Here is a 23,917-nt window from a genome sequence, read left to right as displayed (position 1 = left end):
TCGGCCCCGGCGGGCGCGTCCGACGCCTACCGCCGCTGGGGGCTGGACCGGCCGCTGGCGCGGCCCCCGGCCCCGCCCGACGTCAAGCCCGCGCTCGGGCGGTCGGGACCGCAGCAGTGGGGGCTGCCGCCGATCGTGCGGCGGGTGCCGACCGACCAGCGGGTGGTCTTCGTGACGATCGACGACGGGATCGAGAAGGACCCGCGCTTCGTGGAGCAGGCCCGCGAGCTCGGGCTGCCGTTCACCGGGTTCCTGACCGACAACGTGATCGGGACCCACTACGACTACTTCGACCAGTTGCGCCGGCTCGGCAACCCCATGGAGAACCACACCCTGACCCATCCCAGCCTGGCCGGTATGGCCTACGACGACCAGGTGCGGGAGATCTGCGGCCAGCGCGACATCCTGTGGCACCACTTCGGTCAACAGCCGAAGCTCTTCCGTCCCCCTTTCGGGGAGTACGACGACACGACCCTGCGGGCGGCGTCCTTCTGCGGGGTGCGGACGGTGGTGCTGTGGCGCGCCGAGATGGAGACCCACGGTCTGGCCTACCGCTCCGGCGACCATCTGCTGCCGGGGGACATCGTGCTCGCGCATTTCCGGGGGCCGGAGCAGCTAGAGGGCCAGTCGATGACCGACATGATCACGGAGCTGGTGCGGGCGATCCAGGCCCAGGGCTTCACGATCGGGCGGCTGGAGGACTACGTATGAGGCTCTCCGAGGACTGCGTATGAGGGCCCTCCGAGGGCTGCGTATGAGGGCTCTCCGTGGAACGGCCCCGGAGAGCCGTCCGGAGGTCGCCGCCGCGTCGCTTGGCACTCTAGTTGACTGAGTGCTAACCGCGTCATAATGTCGAGGCTGGCACTCGGGACCGATGAGTGCCAGGGATACAGCGACGGGCAGGTCCGGCACCCGCGACGACGGATCCACCTGGTCGCCACCTCAGACAGTTGACCCCGTGAGATCTCCGAAGGGGGAGGTCGGATCGTGACGACCACCAGCTCCAAGGTTGCCATCAAGCCGCTCGAGGACCGCATTGTGGTCCAGCCGCTCGACGCCGAGCAGACCACGGCTTCGGGCCTGGTCATTCCGGACACCGCCAAGGAAAAGCCCCAGGAGGGCGTTGTCCTGGCCGTGGGCCCGGGCCGCTTCGAGGACGGCAAGCGCCTTCCGCTCGACGTCTCCGTCGGTGACGTCGTGCTCTACAGCAAGTACGGCGGCACCGAGGTGAAGTACAGCGGCGAGGAGTACCTCGTCCTCTCGGCTCGCGACGTCCTCGCGATCGTCGAGAAGTAATCACCGAAGTTTTGCCAATGAGCCGTGCCCCGGTGCCCGTGTCATCTGAAACCGGGGTCGGGGCACGGCTTGTTCGAGAGGACATACGCAACTCATGGCGAAGATCCTGAAGTTCGACGAGGACGCCCGTCGCGCCCTCGAGCGCGGCGTCAACAAGCTCGCGGACACCGTCAAGGTGACCATCGGCCCCCGTGGCCGCAATGTCGTCATCGACAAGAAGTTCGGTGCCCCCACCATCACCAACGACGGTGTCACGATCGCCCGTGAGGTCGAGGTCGAGGACCCGTACGAGAACCTTGGCGCGCAGCTCGTCAAGGAGGTGGCGACCAAGACCAACGACATCGCGGGTGACGGCACCACCACCGCCACCGTGCTGGCCCAGGCGCTCGTCCGCGAGGGCCTGAAGAACGTGGCCGCCGGTGCCTCCCCGGCCGCCCTGAAGAAGGGCATCGACGCGGCGGTCAAGGCCGTCTCGGACGACCTGCTGGCCACCGCCCGCCCGATCGACGAGAAGTCCGACATCGCCGCCGTGGCCGGGCTGTCCGCCCAGGACAAGCAGGTCGGCGAGCTGATCGCCGAGGCGATGGACAAGGTCGGCAAGGACGGTGTCATCACCGTCGAGGAGTCCAACACCTTCGGTCTGGAGCTCGACTTCACCGAGGGCATGGCCTTCGACAAGGGCTACCTCTCGCCGTACATGGTCACCGACCAGGAGCGGATGGAGGCCGTCCTCGACGACCCGTACATCCTGATCCACCAGGGCAAGATCTCCTCCATCCAGGACCTGCTGCCGCTCCTGGAGAAGATCATCCAGGCCAACGCCAGCAAGCCGCTGCTGATCATCGCCGAGGACGTGGAGGGCGAGGCCCTCTCCACCCTCGTCGTCAACAAGATCCGCGGCACCTTCAACGCCGTCGCGGTGAAGGCCCCGGGCTTCGGTGACCGCCGTAAGGCCATGCTCGGCGACATCGCCACCCTTACGGGCGGCACCGTCATCGCCGAGGAGGTCGGCCTCAAGCTCGACCAGGTCGGCCTGGACGTGCTGGGCACCGCCCGCCGCGTGACCGTCACCAAGGACGACACCACGATCGTCGACGGTGGCGGCAAGGCGGACGAGGTCTCCGGCCGCGTCGCCCAGATCAAGGCCGAGATCGAGTCCACGGACTCCGACTGGGACCGCGAGAAGCTGCAGGAGCGGCTCGCCAAGCTGGCCGGCGGCGTGTGCGTGATCCGCGTGGGCGCGGCCACCGAGGTCGAGCTCAAGGAGAAGAAGCACCGCCTTGAGGACGCCATCTCCGCGACCCGCGCCGCGGTCGAGGAGGGCATCGTCTCCGGTGGTGGCTCCGCGCTGGTCCACGCCGCGAAGGTGTTGGAGAACAGCCTGGGCCTGCAGGGCGACGAGGCCACCGGTGTCGCCGTGGTCCGCCGCGCCGCGGTCGAGCCGCTGCGCTGGATCGCCGAGAACGCCGGTCTCGAGGGCTACGTGATCACCTCGAAGGTCGCCGAGCTCGAGAAGGGCCACGGCTACAACGCGGCCACCGAGGAGTACGGCGACCTGGTGAAGGCCGGCGTCATCGACCCGGTCAAGGTCACCCGCTCCGCGCTGGAGAACGCGGCGTCGATCGCCTCGCTGCTGCTCACCACCGAGACCCTGGTGGTCGAGAAGCCGGCCGAGGAAGAGGCCGAGGCCGCCGGCCACGGCCACGGTCACGCGCACTGACGCTCCGGCGTTCTGCCACAAGCAGCGCGAAGGCGCGGCCGCCCAGCGGGCGGCCGCGCCTTCGCGTGTTCCGGTTCCGGTTCCGGTTCCGCCGGACGGCTACCCCTTGGCCGGGGGGCGGCCGACCTTGGAGGAGATCGAGGAGAGGGCCGAGCGCGGGGCCAGCTTCGCCAGACTCGACATCGCCTTGTAGCGCGGGTCCGGGATGGACAGCGACTTGCCCCGGGCGAAATCCTTCAGCGCCGCCGTGACCAGCCGGTCCGGGTCCAGCCACATCCAGCTCGGCACGCTGTCGTGTTTGATCCCCGCCCGCGCGTGGAACTCCGTACGGACGAACCCCGGGCACAGCGCCATCAGCCGCACCCCCGAGCCGGCCAGGTCCTTCGCCGCGCCCTGCGTGAACTGCACGACCCACGCCTTGCTCGCCCCGTACGTCCCGCGCGGGAAGAAGGCCGCGACCGACGCCACATTGATCACCCCGCCGCGCCCCCGGTCCCGCATCGTCCCGGCCCCCGCGCTGGTCAGCCGCAGCACCGCCTCACAGTGCAGCTTCAGCATCCGCAGCTCATCGGCGATCGGCACCTCCAGATAGCGGGCGCGGTTGCCGAAACCGGCGTTGTTGACGAGCAGATCGACCGGGTGGGTACGGTCCTTCAGCCGGGCCTCGACCGCAGCGATCCCGTCATCCTCGGAGAGGTCCGCCACCAGCACGTCCGCCTCCACGCCGTGCCGGTCGTGCAGATCCGCCGCCTGCTCCCGCAGCCGCTTCTCATCGCGTGCGACGAGCACCAGATTGTGCCCGTCGGCGGCGAGCCGGCCCGCGAAGGCGGCGCCGATGCCCGCGGTGGTTCCGGTAATCAATGCAGTCGTCATACGCGCACGTTATCGGCCACGGCAGGCTCCGGCGGACCGCCGAGCGGCACCGCGAGCGATCTGCGCCGGAATGAGCGCTTCCGTCAGTCGGCTTCCGTCAGATCGCCCCCGCGGACCGGTACTTCAGGGCGGCCTTTCGCACCTCCGGATGCAGTGCGTCACCGGCCGCCAGCACCCTCGGCAGCAGCTCCCGCTCCGTGGTCTCGGCGCGGAAGAGGAACGCGACCGTCACCTCGTGGTCGGGCCGGTGCACGATCTCGACGGGGTCGCCCGAGCGGATCTCGCCGGGCTCGAGCACCCGCAGATACGCACCGGGGACGGCGGCCTGGGTGAACCGCTTGAGCCACCCCCGCTCGCCCAGCCACCCGGCGAACGTACGGCACGGGATCCGCGGTGAGGTCACTTCCAGCAGCAGCTCGCTCCCCACCCGCCAGCGCTCGCCGATGAGGGCGCCGCTGACGTCGATACCGCTGGTGGTGAGGTTCTCGCCGAAGGCGCCGTTCGCCAGCTCGCGGCCCAGCTCCCGCTCCCAGACGTCGAGGTCCTCCCGGGCGTAGGCGTAGACGGCCTGGTCGTCGCCGCCGTGGTGGCGGGTGTCGCAGACCGAGTCACCGGCCAGACCGCTTCCGGCCTGGCCCTTCGGCCCGGGGGCCGCGACCCGCACCGGGCGGTCGACGGGCCGCTTGTCGATACCGGTGCCGGCGGGGCAGTCGGTGTGGGCGCTCGGCATCGCGCGGCCGATGTTCACGGTGAGGACGGCTGAGGGGTGTGGAGTATGCGACATGACCGCACCGTAGGACAGAGAGGTCAAAGCGTCGACGTAATATCCCGGCCCGTACCCAAGGGTCGCTTATGCTCAAGGCATGATCGAGGCCCGCCATCTCAGGGTGCTGCGCGCGGTGGCCGCCACCGGCTCCTTCTCCGCCGCCGCTCGTGAGCTCGGCTGCACCCAGCCCGCCGTCAGCCAGCAGATGAAGGCCCTGGAGGGCGCCGCGGGCACCCCGCTGCTGATCCGCAGCGGACGGGAGATGCGGCTGACCGAGGCGGGCCGGGCGCTGGTGCGGCACGCCGGGGGCATCCTGGCCGGGCTGACCGCCGCCGAGGAGGAGGTCGCGGCGATCGCCGGGCTGCGCTCGGGCCGGGTGCGGCTGGTGTCCTTCCCCAGCGGCAGCTCGACCCTGGTGCCCATGGCGCTCGCCGAGATGCGAGCGGCGCATCCCGGGACGCGGGTCTCGCTCGTGGAGGCCGAGCCGCCGGGCTCGGTGGAGATGCTGCGCTCGGGCGACTGCGAGATCGCGCTGGCCTTCCGGTATCCGCAGGTGAGCGCGGAGGCGGAGGCGGCCTCGGGGGGTGGCGGCGAATGGGACGACCTGGTCCTGCGGCCGTTGCTGAGCGATCGGCTGGTGGGCGTGGTGCCGGAGGGGCACAAGCTGGCGGGCGCCGGGGCGGTGGGGATCGCCGAGCTGGCCGACGAGCCGTGGATCGCGGGCTGCCCGCGCTGCCGGGGGCACCTGGTGGAGGTGTGCGAGTCCGAGGGCTTCACCCCGCGCATCGACTTCGCGACGGACGACTATCCGACGGTCGTCGGCCTGGTCGGGGCCGGGCTGGGGGTCGCGGTGCTGCCCGAGCTGGCGCTGGAGTCGGTGCGGACCAAGGGCGCGACGACGCTGGAGGTGGAACCGGCGGTGCGCCGGGAGGTGGTGGCGCTGACCCTGCCCGACCTCGCCCGCGTCCCGGCGGTGGCGGCGACGCTGGACCGGCTGGAGCGGGCCGCCCGCAGATGAGCGGCGCGCGCACCACTCCGCGGCCGTCCGTGCGGGCTCCGGGTGGTGACGGCCGGGTGGCGACGGAAGGAACGTTTCTTCAGTTGGCCGGGATCAGGCCGTGGTCAGGATCCCGGGGCGCCCGTGCTGGCGACCGCGCGGTGCCGCGCCCGCCCCATGAGCTCCTCGCGCTCGTCCTCGGTCAGCCCGCCCCACACTCCGTAGGGCTCGCGTACGGCAAGGGCGTGGGCCGCGCACTGCGCCCGTACCGGGCAGCGCATGCACACCTCTTTCGCCGACATCTCACGTGCGCTGCGGGCAGCGCCGCGCTCCCCCTCCGGGTGGAAGAAGAGCGAGCTGTCGACCCCGCGACACGCGGCCAGGAGCTGCCAGTCCCACAGGTCGGCATTCGGGCCGGGAAGACGGGAGAAATCTGCCATTGCCTTATCTCCTCGAAGTGATCGGCTGCGGACGCTGTGTCCTGGGTCGTACACCTACGGTGTAAGTGGATGTAAATATGACTCATTGCGAATCTAGCCACACAGGCCGCCAAATTGGAAGCAAGGTAGCCAAATGCCACCGAAGGGACTGCCTCGGGGGCTGCCCTATGGGGGAGGCGCGAAGGACGCGACCGGTGCGACGAAGCTGCTCCGTGTCCGGGCCCTCACGTAGAGTGTCGAAGGTGGCCGCCGAACCCCGTAACTCTTTCGGGTGACCGTCGTTGAGAGTGCGGAGGCGGTTGATGGGTAAAGCTCTCGGACAGACATCCGGGGCTGTCAATCGCTCAGGTGACGATATGTACCAGCCTGGAGGCTCAAGGTGACGCGCATCAGCTGCGGAGGGCGGCCATGACATCCGTCCTCGTCTGCGACGACTCCCCGCTTGCCCGAGAGGCGCTGCGCCGCGCGGTGGCGACCGTGCCCGGCGTCGAGCGTGTGACGACGGCGGCCAACGGCGAGGAAGTCCTCCGCCGCTGGGGTGCCGACCGCTCGGATCTGATTCTGATGGACGTACGGATGCCCGGTCTCGGCGGGGTCGAGACCGTGCGGCGGCTGCTCTCCGCCGACCCCGGCGCCCGGATCATCATGCTCACGGTCGCCGAGGACCTGGACGGAGTGGCGCTGGCCGTGGCCGCAGGCGCCCGTGGCTATCTGCACAAGGACGCCTCGCGCGCCGAGCTGCGCGCCACCGTGACCCAGGCGCTCGCCGACCCCACCTGGCGGCTGGCCCCGCGCCGGCTGCGCTCGGCCGAGATGGGCGCCGCGCCCACGCTCACCGCGCGGGAGATCCAGGTGCTCGAGGGCATGAGCCACGGCCGGTCCAACGCGGAGATCGGCCGTGAGCTGTTCCTGTCCGAGGACACGGTCAAGACGCACGCACGCCGGTTGTTCAAGAAGCTCGGCGCGTCCGACCGGGCGCATGCGGTGGCCCTCGGGTTCCGCTGGGGTCTGGTCCGCTGATCCGGCAACGACCGTTCTGACGTGCTGCGCAGCGGGGGCGCGACGGTCCCCGCCCGTCGGGTGGCGGGCGGGGCGAAAGCGTGCGCGGCGAGCGCTGTGGTGGTGGCCTGTATCAGTTCCCCGCGCTATGCCGCATCCTTGAAGGTGTGGAGTTCCTCGGGGACGAGTCGGTCGGGCGTGAGGGGAGAGCGCAGGACGTGACGACAGCCGGCGCACCTGCTCATAACGCTTCAGCGCACAACTACGGACGCGGTGCCACGGAGCCCCCGGGCCCGAGGCACCATGGATGGATGCCGCGCGACGAGGAGAGCCCAGGAGCCCCCAAGGGAGCTTCCGGGGGTACGGGGGCGATCGGCGCCCTCGTCGGGCGCGCAGCCGAGGGGGACGAGCAGGCCACCCACGATCTGCTGGCCCTGGTCCATCCGCTGGCCCTGCGCTACTGCCGTACGAGGCTGTCCCGACTTCCGGGTGATGCCCGCCACTTCGTGGACGACCTGGCGCAGGAGGTCTGTCTCGCGGTGCTGTGCGCGCTGCCGCGCTACCGCGACACCGGAAAGCCCTTCGAGGCGTTCGTCGTGGCCATCGCCTCCCACAAGGTCGCCGATCTCCAGCGGGCCGCCATGCGCCACCCGGGCTCCACGGCCGTCCCCTCGGACGAGATGCCGGAGCAGCCGGACGATTCGCTGGGGCCCGAGGAGCGGGCGCTGCTCAGCAGCGACGCGGAATGGGCCAAGAAGCTGCTGGCCAACCTTCCGGAGAACCAGCGCGAGCTGGTGCTGCTGAGGGTCGCGGTCGGGCTGACGGCGGAGGAGACCGGGCAGATGCTCGGGATGTCCCCCGGAGCGGTGCGGGTCGCCCAGCACCGGGCGCTGAGCAGGCTGCGCGCGCTCGCCGAGCAGTGAGCCCCGGGCCCACCGGAGTTCTGACCGGCTCGTTACCTTGTTGTGCCTTCCGCATTCAGCAGGTCGCTGAGAAGTTATCCACAGGGCGGAATGAGGCACTCGGGGAGCCCGTTAGCATGGGAGTCCGCGCTGGGGCAAGACCATTGGAAGGGTGTCATGACTGACAACGTCGACGGAGTGCCTGAGAAGTTCGCCATGCTCGGGCTGACGTACGACGACGTGCTGCTGCTGCCGGGCGCCTCCGAGGTGCTGCCGAACGCGGTCGACACCTCGTCCAGGGTCTCCCGGAACGTCCGGGTGAATGTGCCGCTGCTGTCCGCCGCCATGGACAAGGTCACCGAGTCCCGGATGGCCATCGCCATGGCCCGGCAGGGCGGCGTGGGCGTGCTGCACCGCAATCTGTCCATCGAGGACCAGGCCAACCAGGTCGACCTGGTCAAGCGGTCGGAGTCCGGCATGGTCACCGACCCGATCACGGTCCGGCCGGACGCCACGCTGCACGAGGCGGACGCGCTGTGCGCGAAGTTCCGCATCAGCGGTGTGCCGGTCACGGACGCCGTGGGCAAGCTGCTCGGCATCGTCACCAACCGTGACATGGCCTTCGAGGTCGACCGGGGCCGTCAGGTCCGCGAGGTCATGACCCCGATGCCGCTGGTCACCGGCAAGGTGGGGATCTCCGGCGAGGACGCGATGCAGCTGCTGCGCCGCCACAAGATCGAGAAGCTGCCGCTGGTCGACGACGCGGGTGTGCTCAAGGGTCTGATCACGGTCAAGGACTTCGTGAAGGCCGAGCAGTACCCCCATGCGGCGAAGGACGCGGGTGGCCGGCTGGTCGTCGGCGCCGCCGTCGGCGTCGGCGACGAGTCGTACGAGCGGGCGCAGGCGCTGGTCGAGGCCGGGGCCGACTTCCTGGTCGTGGACAGCGCGCACGGCCACAGCCGGGGCATCCTCGACATGATCGCCAAGATCAAGTCCAATATCGCGGTCGATGTGGTGGGCGGCAATGTCGCCACCAGGGACGGCGCCCAGGCGCTGATCGACGCGGGTGTGGACGGGGTCAAGGTCGGCGTCGGCCCGGGCTCGATCTGCACCACGCGCGTGGTCGCGGGCATCGGCGTGCCGCAGGTGACGGCGATCTACGAGGCCGCCCGCGCCTGTCACGCCGCCGGGGTGCCGCTGATCGGCGACGGCGGTCTGCAGTACTCGGGCGACATCGCCAAGGCGATCGCGGCCGGTGCGGACACCGTGATGCTGGGCAGCCTGCTGGCCGGCTGCGAGGAGTCGCCGGGCGAGATGGTCTTCATCAACGGCAAGCAGTTCAAGTCCTACCGGGGCATGGGCTCCCTGGGCGCGATGCAGACGCGTGGCCAGGCCCGCTCGTACTCCAAGGACCGCTACTTCCAGGACAACGTCCTGTCCGAGGACAAGCTGGTCCCCGAGGGCATCGAGGGCCAGGTGCCCTACCGCGGTCCGCTGGCCTCGGTCGCGCACCAGCTGGTGGGCGGTCTGCGGGCGTCGATGGGCTATGTCGGCTCGGCCAATGTGGCGGAGTTGAAGGAGAAGGGCCGCTTTGTGCGGATCACCGCGGCGGGCCTCAAGGAGAGCCACCCGCATGACATCCAGATGACCACCGAGGCGCCGAACTACTCCGGCCGTTGATCCGCGCTGTCCGTTGATCCACGCTGTCAGCTGATCCGCGCCGTTCACCCGGGCGACCTTGCGACGGTGCGGGCAGGGATACTGGGACGGCTGTTCGTGAACAGGGAAAGGCACCCACGTGACTGAGATCGAGATCGGGCGCGGCAAGCGCGGCCGCAGGGCGTACGCGTTCGACGACATCGCCGTTGTGCCGAGTCGTCGCACCCGGGACCCGAAGGAGGTCTCGATCGCCTGGCAGATCGACGCCTACCGCTTCGAGCTGCCCTTCCTGGCCGCGCCGATGGACTCGGTGGTCTCGCCCCGCACCGCGATCCGCATCGGTGAGCTCGGCGGCCTCGGGGTGCTCAACCTCGAGGGGCTCTGGACCCGTTACGAGGACCCGGAGCCGCTGCTGGCGGAGATCGCCGAGCTGGACGAGCGCACCGCGACCACCCGGATGCAGGAGATCTACGCCGAGCCGATCAAGGAGGAGCTGATCGGGCAGCGCCTGAAGGAGGTGCGGGACGCGGGCGTGGTGACCGCCGCCGCCCTGTCCCCGCAGCGCACGGCGCAGTTCTCCAAGGCCGTGGTGGACGCGGGGGTCGACATCTTCGTGATCCGCGGGACCACGGTCTCCGCCGAGCATGTCTCCGGCGCCGCCGAGCCGCTCAACCTCAAGCAGTTCATCTATGAGCTGGACGTTCCGGTGATCGTGGGCGGCTGCGCCACCTACACGGCCGCGCTGCACCTGATGCGCACCGGCGCGGCCGGTGTGCTGGTGGGCTTCGGCGGCGGCGCCGCGCACACCACCCGCAATGTGCTGGGCATCCAGGTGCCGATGGCCACGGCGGTCGCCGATGTCGCCGCCGCCCGCCGGGACTACATGGACGAGTCCGGCGGCCGCTATGTGCATGTGATCGCCGACGGCGGCGTGGGCTGGAGCGGCGATCTGCCGAAGGCCGTCGCCTGCGGCGCGGACGCGGTGATGATGGGCTCCCCGCTGGCCCGGGCCACGGACGCGCCGGGCCGCGGTCACCATTGGGGCATGGAGGCCGTGCATGACGAGGTGCCGCGCGGCAAGCGGATGAACCTGGGCACGGTGGGCTCCACCGAGGAAATCCTCCTCGGCCCCTCGCACACCACCGACGGCTCGATGAACTTCTTCGGCGCGCTGCGCCGCGCGATGGCCACGACCGGCTATTCGGAGCTGAAGGAGTTCCAGCGGGTCGAGGTCACGGTCGCCCCGTCGGCCCGCGACAAGCGCTGAGCGTTCCTCACAAGCCGGTTCAGCAACCGGTTCAGCAAGGGGAAGGCCCCGACCGCGAGGCGGTCGAGGCCTTCCCCTTGCTGTGCTGCTCGTGGGCTCAGCGGTTGCTGATCCGGTAGGCGGTGCTGACCGCGGCGACCGGCGCGAGCGCCATGAAGATGTAGGTCAGCGCGTCGGAGTCTTCCTTCCACGACTTCCACAGGTCGCTGAAGTGGTCGAAGAAGATCTCGTTCGAGGAGAGCACCTGGCTGCTGGCGCCGCCGCCGATCTTGTCGGCGTAGTTGCTCATCACATCGTGCAGGATCATGGCGTAGCCGTAGAGTTCGCCGAGGAACACCGCGGCCAGAGCCAGCACCGCGCCGACCACCCACAGCCCCGTGTTGCGGCCGCCCAGCTTGGCGACCGCCAGACCGATGAGCGCGCCGACGACCACGCCGGCGTACGCGAACTGCGTGACCTCCGGCGGGGTCTTGTCCGTGTCCGCCATCGCGCTCAGCAGGAACGCGTAGAGGAACGCGCCGACGACCGTGGCCACGAGAGCGGCACCCACCGCCAGCAGCGGGTTGCCCGGGCGGCCGGCCGGCGGCGCGGGCGGCGGGAAGCCCCCGCCGTACTGCGGCTGAGGCTGCTGGGGCTGCTGCGGCTGGCCCTGCGGGTAGCCGTAGCCGGGCTGCTGCGCGGAGCCGTACCCACCCGCCTGCTGGGGCGGGGCGGGCTGCTGCGGATAGCCACCCGGCTGCTGCGGGTACCCGCCTGGCTGCTGTGGCTGCTGCCAGTTCTGGCTCATGGAATTCCCCCGGGGATGAAGGTGTTGAGACCGCGTTCCGGGGACAGCTCGGCTGATGAGCGGCTGCGGGCTGGGAACGCGGAAGGAAACTTTCGAGCCATAAAACTAACAGGCAGGCATGACAATCAGACAAGTCGTGTCTGACGTCCGTGACATGGCTGGGACCGGACGGAGACACGTTGGCCCGGCATATGGGGATTCGTCGCCGCTATTCGGTGATGCGCTTCGCGACGAGGTAACTTTCCGCTCCCGCCACCGCGTAGAAGGTGATGTCGTTGCGCCCCAGGATGCGATCGCGCCAGTAGTCCGCCACCAGGCCGAAGTGCTCGACCAGGGTGTCGGTGGTGGGCCAGGAGCTCTCGTCCCCCATCAGCACCGCGACGCCGATCAGTTGCGCCAGCGAGACGCTGACCACGGCCAGCGGTATGCCGACGAGCGCCAGCAGCGGCGCCCGGCCGCCCAGCTTGCCCAGCGCGGCGCCGGTCAACAGCCCGATGCACAGCGCCCAGTAGCCGACCTCCTGGCCACGGTGGCCGATCTTGCCCTGGATGAAGCCGAAAACCAGGGCTCCGAGCAGGGCCGCCGCGATGCCCGCCGCGAGGCCACGGGCCGGCCGTGGGGCCTGAGCTGCGGAGGAAGCGGGCGCGATCATGTCCGCAAGGTAGCAGCGGCATGGCCGCACGGTGGTGCGAATGACATCAGTGCCGGGACAGAATCCGGCATAAGCAATAATGTCAACTTATGGCGCAGAACAAGTCGTTCAATGGGCGTGACATGGGTATCGACCTCGGTACCGCCAACACACTGGTGTACGTCCGGGGCAGGGGCATCGTGCTCAATGAGCCGTCAGTTGTGGCCGTGAACACAGTTGACGGCAGTGTGCTGTCGGTGGGTTCGGCGGCCAAGGAGACCATGGGGCGGACGCCGACGAACATCGTCGCCGTGCGGCCGCTGCGCGATGGCGTGATCGCCGATTTCGAGATCGCCGAGCGCATGCTGCGGTACTTCATCAAGAAGGTCATGGGCAGCCGCCGGCTCGGCCGTCCCCGTGTGGTGGTCTGTGTGCCCTCCGGGATCACCGGCGTCGAGCGGCGCGCGGTGATGGAGGCCGCCACCCAGGCCGGGGCGCGTCAGGTGCATCTGGTCGAGGAGCCCATCGCGGCGGCGATCGGCGCGGGGCTGCCGGTGAGCGAGCCGACCGGCTGCATGGTCGTCGACATCGGCGGCGGTACGACGGAGGTCGCCGTGGTCTCGCTGGGCGGCATCGTCACCGCGCGGTCGGTGCGCACCGCGGGCGACGCGATGGACGTCGCGATCAGCTCCTATGTGAAGAAGCAGTACGCGCTGGCGATCGGTGAGCGGACCGCGGAGCAGATCAAGGTCTCCATCGGCTCCGCCTCGCCCACCGGGCCGCTGTCCGTACCGCGGGTCTCGGAGTCCGTCCGGCGGCCCGAGCGGAATGTCGAGGTGTTCATCCCGGGCCAGAGCGAGGACAACGAGGACACCCAGGCGCTGCTGCCGCCGGACCGCTGCGCCATCCGCGGCCGGGACCAGGCGACCGGGCTGCCCAGGGTGCTCGAACTGACCTCGGACGAGGTGCGGCACGCCCTCGCCGAGCCGGTGGACAGCATCGTCGCGGCCGTACGGGCCACGCTCGACGAGACCCCGCCGGAGCTGGCGGGCGACATCATGGACCGCGGCATCGTGCTGACCGGCGGCGGGGCCCTGCTGCGCGGCCTGGACGTACGGCTGGGGCGCGAGCTGAACATCCCGGTGCTGGTGGCCGACGACCCGCTGGACTGCGTGGCCATCGGCACCGGCCGCTGCGTGGAGGACTTCGCCTCGCTCCGCACCGCGATGGACGCACGGCCTCGTCGGCCGGACGCCGTGCGGGTGTGACGCCCAAGCGCTCCGCTGGGAATGCCCTGACATGCCGCCGATCGTCTTGCGGCGCCGTCGTGGCTGGTCCCACGCGGCGGAGCCGCATACGACGCAGCCGCGGCGGAGCCGCACATCGACACAGTCCCGTGCCGCTTCGGGGCGCCGTTCGAACCGCGGCCGATTCCCGCGATCTGCTGAGGACGCCCCGGGGCGGCCCGGCGGGTCTCCCCGGGGCGGCGGCCCTGAGCGTGCGGCATCGTCCCCGGCGTGGTGGGCTGGTGACACCGCGTCGGTCCCGTGCGGCGCGGGCGGACGGCAGGCGCGGGCGTCGAGGCGGTGGTCGTGGGGCGCGGCAGGACGTACCGGCGGGTGGTCGTCGCGACCGTCACCACGATCCTGGTCGCGATCACCTCCATCCTGTCGACGCCCGCCGGGGCAGCCGCGATGGTCCTGGCGGACGGCCGGAAGGTCTATGGCGCGGCCATGGCGACGGCGCAGGGCCGCGTGCCGTACGGAGCCGTTCCGGCGGACGGCCGGGGGGCTCATGGGGCCACGCCGCAGGGCCGCGGGGCTCATGGGGCCACGACGGCGCGGGGCCGCGGGGCTCATGGGGCCACGGTGGCGCGGGGCCGCAGGGCTCACAGCGCCGCCCCGGCGAACGGCCGGGGGGCTCACGGCGTCACGGCGGCGCAGGGCGCCACGGCGGCGCAGGGCGCCACGGCGGCGCAGGGCCTGACGGCGGAGCAGGGCCGCGGGGCTCACCGCCCTGCCCCCGTGGACGGCCGGGGGGCTCGCGGCGGCGCGCCGGAGGGCCGTGGGCCTTACGACGGTGCCGCCCCGGCGGACGGCCGCGGGGCTCATGGCGCCGCCACGCCGCACGGCCGTGGACCTGACGGCGCCCCCAGGGCCCACGCCCCCTCCCGCCGGTACCCCGTATCCGTCGAGCTGGCCTCTCTCACCCCTGCCGTGATCCGTCAGGGCGGCGAGCTGAGGATCAGTGGGCGGGTCACCAATACCTCCGGGCGGCGGGTCGGGGCCGCGCGGATCGGCGTGCGGATCGGGGCCTTCGGGGCGATCGACACCCGGGGCGGGCTCGCCACCGTGGCCCGTCGTACGCCCCTGACCCGGGCCGACGGCCCCGAGGTGGCCGACCGCACGGCCCGTCTCGCCCCGCTGCCCACCGGCGCCGAGCGCGGCTTCCGGCTCACCGTGCCCGTCCCCGACCTGGAGCTGGACGGGGCCGGGGCGTACGCGCTCACCGTGCACGTCGTCCGCGCGGACGGCGCGGGCGCCGGGACCGTGCTCGGGCTGACCCGCACCCATCTGTCCGCGTATCCCGACGCCACCCGGCTGGAGCCGCTGCGCACCACCGTGCTGTGGCCGGTGCTGGACACCCCGCGGATGGAGGCGCTGACCCTGCGCACCCAGGACAGCGTGGAGCCGGTCTTCCGCGACGACCAGCTGACCGCCGCCTTCGGGCCGGGCGGGCGGCTGCGGCGGCTGGTGGAGATGGGCAGGGGGCAGCCGGTCACGTGGGTGCTCGATCCGGATCTGATCGTCCAGGCGCGGGCCATGGCCGCCGGCTACCGGGTGGCCCGTACGCCCGGTGACACCGATCCGCAGCAGGCCACCGAGGGGAAGGGCGGCGAGGCGGCGGCGGGCTGGCTGGCCGCGCTCCGGGCGGCGGTCCGGGGCCGGGAGGTGATCGCGCTGCCGTACGCGGACCCGGATCTGGCCTCGCTCGCGCGCGGCGGCGGCGCCCCGCTCGCCGGGCTGCTGCGCCGGGCCTCGCGCACCGGCCGGAGCGTGGTGGACCGGGCGCTGGGCGTCCACGCGCGCGCCGGTGTGGGCTGGCCCGCGGGCGGCGAGCTGGACGACGGGATCGCCCGGTACGCCAAGAGGCTCGGCCTGGACACGGTGCTCGCCTCGGGCGCCGGGGTGGCCTCCGCCGGTGAGCTGGTCTCGGAAGGGGCCACCGACGACGGCGCCGTCTCGCTCGAGGGCGGCACGACCGCGCTGCGCTACGACGCGGCGATCGCGTCCCAGCTCTTCGCGAGCCACCCGGCCGCGGGCGCCTCCGGCGCGCCCGCCCGGCTGCTGCTGCGCCAGCGGCTGCTCGCCGAGACCCTTACGGCCACGCGGGAGCTGCCGTACGCCCGCCGCGAGCTGGTCATGGTGCCGCCGCGCCGGATGCCGCTCGCGGTCGGCCGGGTGCTGCTCACGGTGGTGGCCGAGGGCCGTAAGGCGGGCTGGCTGGAGCCGGCCGGGTTCGCGGCCGCGCTGCGCAAGCCCACGGCGGGGCGGCTGCGGGGCTTCGACGGCTATCCGCTCGCGCGCCACGCCTCCGAGCTGCCGCCCTCCCGGCTCGCGGCGGTGGCCCGGGACCGGCTGCGGATGCGCGCCCTGGTCAAGGTGCTGTCGGACGCGCGGGCCACCGCCGCGTCCGTACGGGCCGCGCTGGCCCGCTCCGTGGCGACCGCCTGGCGCGCCGACCCGGCGGACGCGGCCTCGTACCAGCGGGGGGTGTCCCGCTATCTGACCGCCTCGATCGCGTCGGTGCGGCTGGTGCCGAAGTCCACGGTGATGGTGACCGGGGGCTCGGCGACTATCCCGGTCACCGTCGACAACGGTCTCCAGCAGGACCTCACCGGGGTGGAGCTCCGGGTCCTCTCCAGCCGCCCCGAGCGGCTGACCGCCCGGGACCGCGCGATGCCGGTCCAGGCGGCGCGCGCGGTGAGCCGTACGGTGCGGATCCGGGTGGAGGCGTACGCGAACGGGCCGGTGCGGCTGACCGCCCAGCTCTACACCACCACCGACGGCAGGCCGTGGGGCGCGCCGATGATGTTCACGGCGGATGTGCGGTCGGTGCCGTCGGGAGCGGTGATCTTCGTGCTGGGCGGGACGGCGCTGATCGTGCTGGCGGTCGCGTTCCGGCTGCGGCGTACGCGGAGCCGATGACGGCGGGGCCTGAACCCGGGCCGGGCGGCTCTCACAGCCGATGCGCCGTCCCCGCCGGTCCCGCCCCCCGGGTGTCCAGCAGCAGCTGGGCCTTCACCGACAGCCCCTGGAGGTCGTAGGTGCGGTGCGGCTGGAGCAGGACGGTCAGGTCGGCGTCGGCCGCCGCCTCGTACACCGAGTCGGCGCGCTCCACCGCGCGCCCCAGCACCCGCCAGCGCGTGACGTACGGATCGTGGTAGCTGAGCCGGGCGCCCAGCTCGATCAGCCGGGAGGCGATCTCCCGTGCGGGCGAGCCCTCCGCGTCGGCGATGTCGGCCTTGTAGCCGACGCCCAGCAGCAGCACGTGCGCGCCGCGCGCCGACTTCCCGTACTCGTTGAGCAGGGCCGTGCAGCGGCGCGTGACATAGCCCGGCATCCGCCCGTTGACCTGCTGCGCGAGCTCCACCATGCGCAGCGGGATGCCGAGGCCGCGCTGCGGGTCGGCCGTATGGCCGTGGTCGACCGGTACGCCGTGGCCGCCGACGCCGGGGCCGGGCCGGAAGGACTGGAAGCCGAACGGCTTGGTCTCGGCGCAGCGGACCACGTCCCACACATCGACGCCGAGGTCATGGCAGTACACCGCCATCTCGTTGACCAGGGCGATGTTGACGTGCCGGTAATTGGTCTCCAGGACCTTGACCGTCTCTGCCTCGCGCGTGCCGCGGGCCCGGACGACCTTCTCGGTGAACCGCCCGTAGAAGGCGGCGGCCGCCTCGGTGCAGGCGGGGGTGAGGCCGCCGATGACCTTGGGGGTGTTGGCGGGGCCGTGGGCGCGGTTGCCCGGGTCGTGGCGGCAGGGGGAGTAGGCGAGGTGGAAGTCGCGCCCGGCCCGCAGCCCGGATCCCTCCTCGAGAAGCGGACGGAGGAATTCCTCGGTGGTGCCGGGGTACACGGTCGATTCCAGCAGAACGGTGGTGTGCGGGCGCAGCCTCGCCGCGAGCGTACGGGCCGCCTCGCCGACCGCCGACAGATCCAGTCTGCGGTCGTCCCCGAGCGGGGTCGGGGCGCAGATCACAGCGGTGCGGACGCGGCCGAGCTCGGCGGGGTCGGCGGTGATCCGGAAGCCCTGGGAGGCCATCCGGCGCAGCTCGGCGGCGGAGAGCAGGCCCTCGCCCGAGCCGGCGGGCAGCCGTCCGGCCCGGAGGTCGTGGGCCGCGCGCGGATCGGGGTCGTAGCCGACGGTGCGGACGCCGGCGGCGGTGGCCGCCCGGGCGAGAGGAATACCGAGATGACCGAGTCCGATGACGGCGAGATCTGCGGGCATGACGTCGTGTCGTCCTTCCCGGGACGATGTCCGATGGCGCAAAGGCAGACTAAGCGGAAATATGACTCGTATTCAGTATTGGTGAGGGGTGTTGACACGGTGTCGCGTCGATGGCCGGAGCAGCGGCATGGCACGGAGGGGAGAAAGCCAGGAAAATCGGCAGGGCGGCGTGGCGTCGATCACAACGGGAGGCAGCGGTGAAAACACCGGCACTGGGACCGGCCGAGCGCGGCGAGGCGCTGGCCCGGATGGCGGACCGTGAGCTCGATGTGCTGGTCGTGGGCGGCGGAGTGGTCGGCGCGGGCACCGCGCTGGACGCCGCGACGCGGGGCCTGGAGACCGGTCTGGTCGAGTCGCGGGACTGGGCCTCCGGGACCTCCAGCCGGTCCAGCAAGCTGATCCACGGCGGACTGCGCTATCTGGAGATGCTCGACTTCGCACTGGTGCGCGAGGCGCTCAAGGAGCGCGGGCTGCTGCTGGAGCGGATCGCACCGCACCTGGTCAAGCCCGTGCCGTTCCTGTATCCGCTGAAACACCGGGTCTGGGAGCGGCTCTACGCGGGCTCGGGCGTCGCGCTCTACGACACCATGTCGATCTCCTCCGGGCACGGCCGCGGACTGCCCGCCCACCGCCATCTGAGCCGCGGTCGGGCGCTGCGCGTCGCCCCCTGCCTCAAGAAGGACGCGCTGGTCGGGGCGTTGCAGTACTACGACGCCCAGATGGACGACGCCCGCTATGTCGCCACACTCGTGCGCACGGCGGCGAAGTACGGCGCCCATGTGGCCAACCGCGCGCGGGTGGTCGGCTTCCTGCGGGAGGGCGAGCGCGTGGTCGGCGCCCGGGTGCACGACCTGGAGCAGGGCGGCGAGTTCGAGGTCCGCGCCCGGCAGGTGGTCAACGCCACCGGGGTGTGGACCGACGAGACCCAGGCGCTGATCGGGGAGCGCGGCCAGTTCCACGTCCGGGCCTCCAAGGGCATCCACCTGGTGGTCCCCAAGGACCGCATCCACTCCACGACCGGGCTGATACTGCGCACTGAGAAGAGCGTGCTGTTCGTGATCCCCTGGGGCAGGCACTGGATCATCGGCACCACGGACACCGACTGGGACCTGGACAAGGCCCATCCGGCCGCCTCCAGCGCCGATATCGACTATCTGCTGGAGCATGTCAACGAGGTCCTCGCGGTGCCGCTGACCCGCGATGACGTGGAGGGCGTCTACGCCGGGCTGCGCCCGCTGCTGGCCGGGGAGTCGGACGCCACCAGCAAGCTCTCCCGCGAGCACACCGTCGCCCATCCGGTGCCGGGCCTGGTGGTGGTCGCGGGCGGCAAATACACCACGTACCGGGTGATGGCCAAGGACGCCGTGGACGAGGCGGTGCACGGCCTCGACCGCCGGGTCGGGCCCTGTGTCACCGAGGAGATCCCGCTGGTCGGCGCCGTCGGCTACAAGGCGCTGTGGAACGCCCGGGAGCGGATCGGCCGGCAGTACGGGCTGCACGCGGCGCGGATCGAGCATCTGCTCAACCGCTACGGCTCGGCGACGCAGGAGGTGCTGGACCTGATCGCGGGCGACGCCTCGCTGGGGAAGCCGCTGGCCGGGGCGGAGGACTATCTGCGCGCCGAGGTCTCTTACGCCGCCTCGCACGAGGGGGCCCGCCATCTGGACGACGTCCTCACCCGCCGCACCCGCATCTCGATCGAGACCTTCGACCGCGGTACGGGCTGCGCCCGTGAGGTGGCCGAGCTGATGGGGCCGGTGCTGGGCTGGGCCGAGGACCAGCTCGACCGGGAGGTCCAGCACTACGAGAAGCGGGTGGAGGCGGAGCGCGAGTCGCAGCGTCAGCCGGACGATCTGACGGCGGACGCGGCCCGGCTGGGCGCGCCGGACATCATCCCGCTGTAGCCGGACATCATCCCGCTGTAGGAGGAGGTCGCGTGTCCTGCCGGCGAGGACAGAACTCGGCCTCGAGCAGGGACGTTTCGGCGGTCAGACCGGAGGCGGCGGTGCTGTTGAGCCGGTAGGCGAGGCTGTGGCGGCCGTCGGGAGCGGTCACGGCCAGCGCGTACGAGCCGTTGATCTCGCCGTTGTGGCCCCACAGCGTCACCCCGCACGCCAGCCGCACCGGGAACAGCCCCATGCCGTAGCGGCCGTCGGAGGCGGAGGTGTTCCGCATCTGCCGCAGCTCGGCCCGGGGCACGACCTTGCCGCGCAGCAGCCCGGGGAGGAGGCGGGTCAGATCGTCCAGCGTGGAGATCAGCTCCCCCGCGGCCCCCGCCGAGGAGGGGTTGAGGTCGGTGACATCGCGCCGGGCGCCGCCGTCCCCGGCCCCGCCGTCCCGCGTGTACGCGCGGCCGTGCGGGTCCGGGAGGGTGGTGCGGGCGCCGGGGAAGGAGGTGCCGTGCAGCCGCAGGGGGGCGAGCACGTCGCGCCGGGCCTCGGCCGCGTAGGAGCGGCCGGTGACCCGCCGTACCACCATGCCCAGCAGCACGTAGTTGGTGTTGGAGTAGCGCCAGCCGGCCCCGGGCGCGAAGTACGGGCGGTGCGCGACGGCGGTCCGCACCAGGGAGGCGGGGGTGCGGGTGCGGGCCGCCGCGGCGGACAGCTGACGCGCCAGCACCGGGTCCGCGGTGTAGTCGAACAGCCCGCTGGTCTGGTTCAGAAGCTGACGGATCGTGATGGTCCGGCCGTCGTTGCCCTGGCCGCGCACCAGCCCCGGGAGGTGCTCCTCCACCGTGTCGCCGAGGCCGAGCCGCCTCTGGGCGGCAAGACGCAGCGTCACCGCCGCGATGACGGTCTTGGTGAGGCTGCCCGCCCGGAAGTGGTCGTTCCGGTGGATCCGGCGTCCGGTGCGGACGTCCGCGACCCCCGAGGCGAGATACCGCGTGCCGCCGCCCTCCCGGCGGATGAGCACCGCGGCCCCCGGCGCGTCGCCCTGTGCCGCCAACCGCCGTACGGCGGCGCGCAGGACGCCGTCACGACCGCCCTCGGCGCCCGGGCTCGCGCTCGCCCGCGGGTCCGCGTCCCGGCCCGGTTCCGTGGCCGCCGCGCCGCAGCCGGACAGGACGAGTGCGAGGGCGGTCGTGAGCGCCACGGCGGTCGGCATACGGCTCCGCCTGTGCCATCGTATGGCGGAGATGGGCATGACACGGACCTCCGTTTCCTGCGTACTTCCAGATGGTCGCAGGTACCGCGGTGGCCGCCACGCCGCGCCCCGGACCCGGGGCGGTTCCGGGTCCGCGGATGAGAGACAATGGACGCTCTCCCAGGGTGGGTTCAGGGTGGGTAGATTTGCAGAGGGGTCGCATGTCGGAGGCTGAGAAGACGCAGGGTTCGACTGGGCGCCTCCTCGCCGGGCGGTACCGGCTCGGGGAGATTCTCGGTCAGGGCGGCATGGGCACGGTCTGGCGTGCGAGTGACCAGACCCTCGGCCGTACGGTCGCGGTCAAGGAGCTGCGCTTCCCGTCCAGCGTGGAGGAGGACGAGAAGAGACGGCTCATCACCCGCACGCTGCGCGAGGCGAAGGCGATCGCCCGGATCCGCAGCAACGGCGCCGTCACCGTCTACGACGTGGTCGACGAGGACGACCGCCCGTGGATCGTCATGGAGCTCATCGAGGGCCGCTCGCTCGCCGACGTCGTCCGCGACGACGGCCCGCTGACCCCCAAGCGCGCCGCCGAGGTCGGGCTCGCCGTCCTCGATGTGCTGCGCGCCGCCCACCAGGCGGGCATCCTGCACCGCGATGTGAAGCCTTCCAACGTGCTGATCTCGGACGACGGCCGCGTCGTCCTCACCGACTTCGGCATCGCCCAGGTCGAGGGCGACCCGTCGGTGACCTCGACCGGCATGCTCGTCGGCGCGCCCTCCTACATCTCCCCGGAGCGGGCCCGTGGCCACAAGCCCGGCCCGCCGGCCGACCTGTGGTCGCTGGGCGGGCTGCTGTACGCGGCGGTGGAGGGCGTGCCGCCGTACGACAAGAGCACGGCCATAGCGACCCTGACGGCCGTCATGACCGAGCCGGTGGAGCCGCCGAAGAACGCGGGCCCGCTGGAGGAGGTCATCTACGGCCTGCTCACCAAGGACCCGGACCGGCGGCTCGACGAGGCTGGGGCGCGGGCGCTGCTGGAGCACGTGGTGAACGGGCCCGAGGTCACCAAGGCCCCCGCCGACGCGACCCGCACGATGAGCCTGCCGCCCGCCCCGTCGAAGGAGGACGAGGCCGCCGCCGAGGCCAAGGACACGGCCGTCGCGGAGCGCAGGCGCGGCGCGCTGAAGTCGGTGCGCAACGCGGCTGCCGCCGCGGCCTCGAAGAAGACGGGGGACGAGAGCGAGGCGAAGCCGGAGTCGGAGTCGGCGTCGGCGTCGGCGTCGGCGTCGGGCGTGAAGTCCGGGGCGACGTCTGGAGCGGCGGGCTCCGGAGCCGCGGGCTCTGCGTCGGACGCCGCGACGCCCGAGGCCGCGCCCACCCCGCGGCCTTCCCTGCTGCCGCCGCGCGCCCCGATCACCGATGTGATCCCCAAGCGCACGCTGATCATCATCGCGGTGGTCGTGGTGCTCGCCATCGTGGCCACCGTGCTCGCCGTCGTCCTGAACGACGGCGGGGACGGCGGCGACAACGCCAAGGGCTCCTCCGGCGGCGACAAGTCCGCCTCCGCCGGAGCCTCGGGCGGCTCCAAGGAGGACCAGGGCAAGGGCACCGACAAGACCGGCCAGTCGGCGGGCGAGTCGCCGAAGGCGGGGACTTCCGGCGGCAAGCAGAGCGGTCAGCCGGACGCCTCCAAGGGTTCGGACGACAACTCGGGCAAGGGCGGCGGAAGCGGCGACAACAGCGGTAAGGGCAAGGGCGACGGCGGTAAGGGCGGCCTGCCCGACGGCTACAAGACCGTCAAGAGCTCCGACTTCCCGTTCAGCATGGCCATGCCGGAGGGCTGGTCGGTCCACTCCGGAAGCTATTCCGGAAGCCGTAAGTATTACGGCGGGTCCAGCATTCCGCGTATTCAGATCGACTTCACCGACGCGCCGAAGTCTGACGCGGAGGCGGACTGGCGCAAGGGCGAGGAGAACGCCCGCCGCACCATGTCCGGCTACAAGGGCCTCGGCATCAAGTCGGTGGACTGGCGGGGCTATCCGACCGTCGCGGACTGGGAGTTCGAGCGCGACCAGGACGGCAAGCGGGTCCGGGTGCTCAACCGCGGCTTCAAGGCGGACAGCAGCCATGGCTTCGCCATATTGATCACCTGCGAGGCGAGCAAGTGGGACGACAAGGAGTGCGCCACCCTCCGGCAGGCCGCTTTCGACACGTTCAAGATTACGGACTGAACACTCCTGTCGGCGAAGCGTCGTTCGGGCACGTATCGTGAGAGGCCCTAGACTGTGCGCAGCCGCAGGAACCCGCCAAAACGACCATATTTGAAGGGTTTCAGGCTGCGCTGACCGCTGAGGGCGGCGTTGGTCGCGCGCTTGGGGAGGCGTCGTGGAGGAGTACGCGGGCCGGGTGCTGGCCGACCGCTATCGCCTGCCCCTGCCGCCCGCCGACGAGTACGAACTCGTCGAGACCCGCGCCTTCGACACCTACAGCGGACAGGAAGTCCATCTGCGGCAGATACCGCTGCCGGAGGTCATCGACGCGGAAGTCGTGGACGACGACGCGCGGTGGGGCGATGGGCCGTCGGGGCGGAACGGCACGTTCACCGGTGCCGGGCGTACGGGCCGGGGCGGCGGTGACCCGGCCGTCCGGCGCGCCATCGCGGCGGCGACATCCGCCGCGCAGATCCCCGACCATCCCCGGCTCGGCCAGGTCTTCCATGTCTTCGCGGAGGCCGGAAGCCTGTGGATCGTCAGCGAACTGGTCTCCGGCCGCCCGCTGGCCGCGCTGCTCGCGGAGGGCACGCTGTCCCCGCACCGCGCCGCCGAGGTCGCCAACGACATCCTCACCGCGCTGCGCGCCCTGCACGCCCACGGCTGGGTCCACCGCAACATCACCGCCCGTACGGTGCTGTTGTGCGATGACGGGCGCGCGATGCTCACGGGGTGCTCAACCGCGGCTTCAAGGCGGACAGCAGCCATGGCT

The 23,917-nt window shown here is 71.8% G+C and carries 20 protein-coding genes; 13 read left to right on the top strand and 7 right to left on the bottom strand.

Going from position 1 to position 23,917, the window contains the following annotated elements; all coding sequences use genetic code 11:
• The 3 genes from GWI24_RS16805 to groL all read left to right on the top strand — a co-directional run.
• Window positions 1-711, top strand: a 711-nt coding sequence (locus tag GWI24_RS16805; RefSeq protein ID WP_210946763.1) for a polysaccharide deacetylase family protein, incomplete at its 5' end; no start/stop codon positions are given.
• 276 nt (window positions 712-987) lie between these two features.
• The gene (gene groES, locus GWI24_RS16800) at window positions 988-1,296 is read left to right on the top strand and encodes a co-chaperone GroES (protein ID WP_014054228.1); all 309 of its coding nucleotides are present in this window, start codon (window positions 988-990) and stop codon (window positions 1,294-1,296) included.
• A 94-nt stretch (window positions 1,297-1,390) separates the two neighbouring features.
• Window positions 1,391-3,016, top strand: a complete 1,626-nt coding sequence (gene groL, locus GWI24_RS16795; protein WP_210946762.1) for a chaperonin GroEL — start codon at window positions 1,391-1,393, stop codon at window positions 3,014-3,016.
• Between the two features lie 99 nt (window positions 3,017-3,115).
• Here the strand turns inward: groL and GWI24_RS16790 are convergent, their stop codons facing one another.
• Together GWI24_RS16790 and GWI24_RS16785 are read right to left on the bottom strand one after the other, a co-directional pair.
• On the bottom strand, window positions 3,116-3,889 hold the full coding sequence (locus tag GWI24_RS16790) for an SDR family oxidoreductase (protein ID WP_210946761.1): 774 nt from the start codon (window positions 3,887-3,889) through the stop codon (window positions 3,116-3,118).
• Window positions 3,890-3,986: 97 nt separating this feature from the next.
• Window positions 3,987-4,673, bottom strand: coding sequence for an MOSC domain-containing protein (locus GWI24_RS16785; protein WP_210946760.1), 687 nt, complete (start codon window positions 4,671-4,673; stop codon window positions 3,987-3,989).
• A 79-nt stretch (window positions 4,674-4,752) separates the two neighbouring features.
• Here GWI24_RS16785 and GWI24_RS16780 point away from each other — a divergent pair, with 79 nt between their 5' ends.
• Complete coding sequence (locus GWI24_RS16780) at window positions 4,753-5,673, top strand: LysR family transcriptional regulator (RefSeq protein ID WP_210946759.1); 921 nt, start codon at window positions 4,753-4,755, stop codon at window positions 5,671-5,673.
• Window positions 5,674-5,777: 104 nt separating this feature from the next.
• Here the strand turns inward: GWI24_RS16780 and GWI24_RS16775 are convergent, their stop codons facing one another.
• Complete coding sequence (locus tag GWI24_RS16775; protein WP_037952995.1) at window positions 5,778-6,092, bottom strand: WhiB family transcriptional regulator; 315 nt, start codon at window positions 6,090-6,092, stop codon at window positions 5,778-5,780.
• Between the two features lie 408 nt (window positions 6,093-6,500).
• Here GWI24_RS16775 and GWI24_RS16770 point away from each other — a divergent pair, with 408 nt between their 5' ends.
• From GWI24_RS16770 to GWI24_RS16755, 4 genes are all read left to right on the top strand, one after another.
• Window positions 6,501-7,112 (top strand): response regulator transcription factor, encoded by a 612-nt coding sequence (locus tag GWI24_RS16770; protein ID WP_003948568.1) that lies wholly within the window; start codon window positions 6,501-6,503, stop codon window positions 7,110-7,112.
• A gap of 290 nt (window positions 7,113-7,402) precedes the next feature.
• Entirely contained in the window at window positions 7,403-8,014 is a 612-nt protein-coding gene (locus GWI24_RS16765; protein WP_247616476.1) for a sigma-70 family RNA polymerase sigma factor, read from the top strand.
• 156 nt (window positions 8,015-8,170) lie between these two features.
• Window positions 8,171-9,673, top strand: coding sequence for an IMP dehydrogenase (guaB, locus tag GWI24_RS16760; protein ID WP_086883681.1), 1,503 nt, complete (start codon window positions 8,171-8,173; stop codon window positions 9,671-9,673).
• Between the two features lie 118 nt (window positions 9,674-9,791).
• Complete coding sequence (locus GWI24_RS16755) at window positions 9,792-10,919, top strand: GuaB3 family IMP dehydrogenase-related protein (protein ID WP_037953000.1); 1,128 nt, start codon at window positions 9,792-9,794, stop codon at window positions 10,917-10,919.
• A 97-nt stretch (window positions 10,920-11,016) separates the two neighbouring features.
• Here GWI24_RS16755 and GWI24_RS16750 read toward each other — a convergent pair whose 3' ends face one another.
• Together GWI24_RS16750 and GWI24_RS16745 are read right to left on the bottom strand one after the other, a co-directional pair.
• Window positions 11,017-11,706, bottom strand: coding sequence for a hypothetical protein (locus GWI24_RS16750; RefSeq protein ID WP_138914359.1), 690 nt, complete (start codon window positions 11,704-11,706; stop codon window positions 11,017-11,019).
• Window positions 11,707-11,914: 208 nt separating this feature from the next.
• Window positions 11,915-12,358: a hypothetical protein gene (locus tag GWI24_RS16745; RefSeq protein WP_210946757.1), complete on the bottom strand. Its 444-nt coding sequence runs from the start codon at window positions 12,356-12,358 to the stop codon at window positions 11,915-11,917.
• An 89-nt stretch (window positions 12,359-12,447) separates the two neighbouring features.
• On the opposite strand from GWI24_RS16745, the gene GWI24_RS16740 reads away from it, so the two are divergent.
• Complete coding sequence (locus GWI24_RS16740; RefSeq protein WP_210946756.1) at window positions 12,448-13,605, top strand: rod shape-determining protein; 1,158 nt, start codon at window positions 12,448-12,450, stop codon at window positions 13,603-13,605.
• Window positions 13,606-13,884: 279 nt separating this feature from the next.
• Window positions 13,885-16,545: a DUF6049 family protein gene (locus tag GWI24_RS16735; protein ID WP_210946755.1), complete on the top strand. Its 2,661-nt coding sequence runs from the start codon at window positions 13,885-13,887 to the stop codon at window positions 16,543-16,545.
• 31 nt (window positions 16,546-16,576) lie between these two features.
• Here the strand turns inward: GWI24_RS16735 and GWI24_RS16730 are convergent, their stop codons facing one another.
• Window positions 16,577-17,848 carry a nucleotide sugar dehydrogenase gene (locus tag GWI24_RS16730; protein WP_210946754.1) on the bottom strand — a complete coding sequence of 424 codons (1,272 nt, stop codon included), beginning with the start codon at window positions 17,846-17,848 and terminating at the stop codon, window positions 16,577-16,579.
• A gap of 197 nt (window positions 17,849-18,045) precedes the next feature.
• Between GWI24_RS16730 and GWI24_RS16725 the strand changes: the two genes are divergently transcribed.
• Window positions 18,046-19,752, top strand: a complete 1,707-nt coding sequence (locus tag GWI24_RS16725) for a glycerol-3-phosphate dehydrogenase/oxidase (protein WP_210946753.1) — start codon at window positions 18,046-18,048, stop codon at window positions 19,750-19,752.
• A gap of 7 nt (window positions 19,753-19,759) precedes the next feature.
• Here GWI24_RS16725 and GWI24_RS16720 read toward each other — a convergent pair whose 3' ends face one another.
• Window positions 19,760-20,992, bottom strand: a complete 1,233-nt coding sequence (locus GWI24_RS16720) for a serine hydrolase domain-containing protein (protein ID WP_210946752.1) — start codon at window positions 20,990-20,992, stop codon at window positions 19,760-19,762.
• A gap of 161 nt (window positions 20,993-21,153) precedes the next feature.
• Here GWI24_RS16720 and GWI24_RS16715 point away from each other — a divergent pair, with 161 nt between their 5' ends.
• Complete coding sequence (locus tag GWI24_RS16715; protein WP_210946751.1) at window positions 21,154-23,166, top strand: serine/threonine-protein kinase; 2,013 nt, start codon at window positions 21,154-21,156, stop codon at window positions 23,164-23,166.
• Between the two features lie 154 nt (window positions 23,167-23,320).
• Window positions 23,321-23,917: protein kinase (locus tag GWI24_RS16710; protein WP_210946750.1), on the top strand; the 597-nt coding region annotated here is incomplete at its 3' end.

The organism is Streptomyces sp. MK37H (assembly GCF_018035285.1).
Taxonomy (GTDB): domain Bacteria; phylum Actinomycetota; class Actinomycetes; order Streptomycetales; family Streptomycetaceae; genus Streptomyces; species Streptomyces endocoffeicus.
Note: the sequence above shows the minus strand (reverse complement) of the source record. Positions and strands in the feature narration are given on the sequence as shown.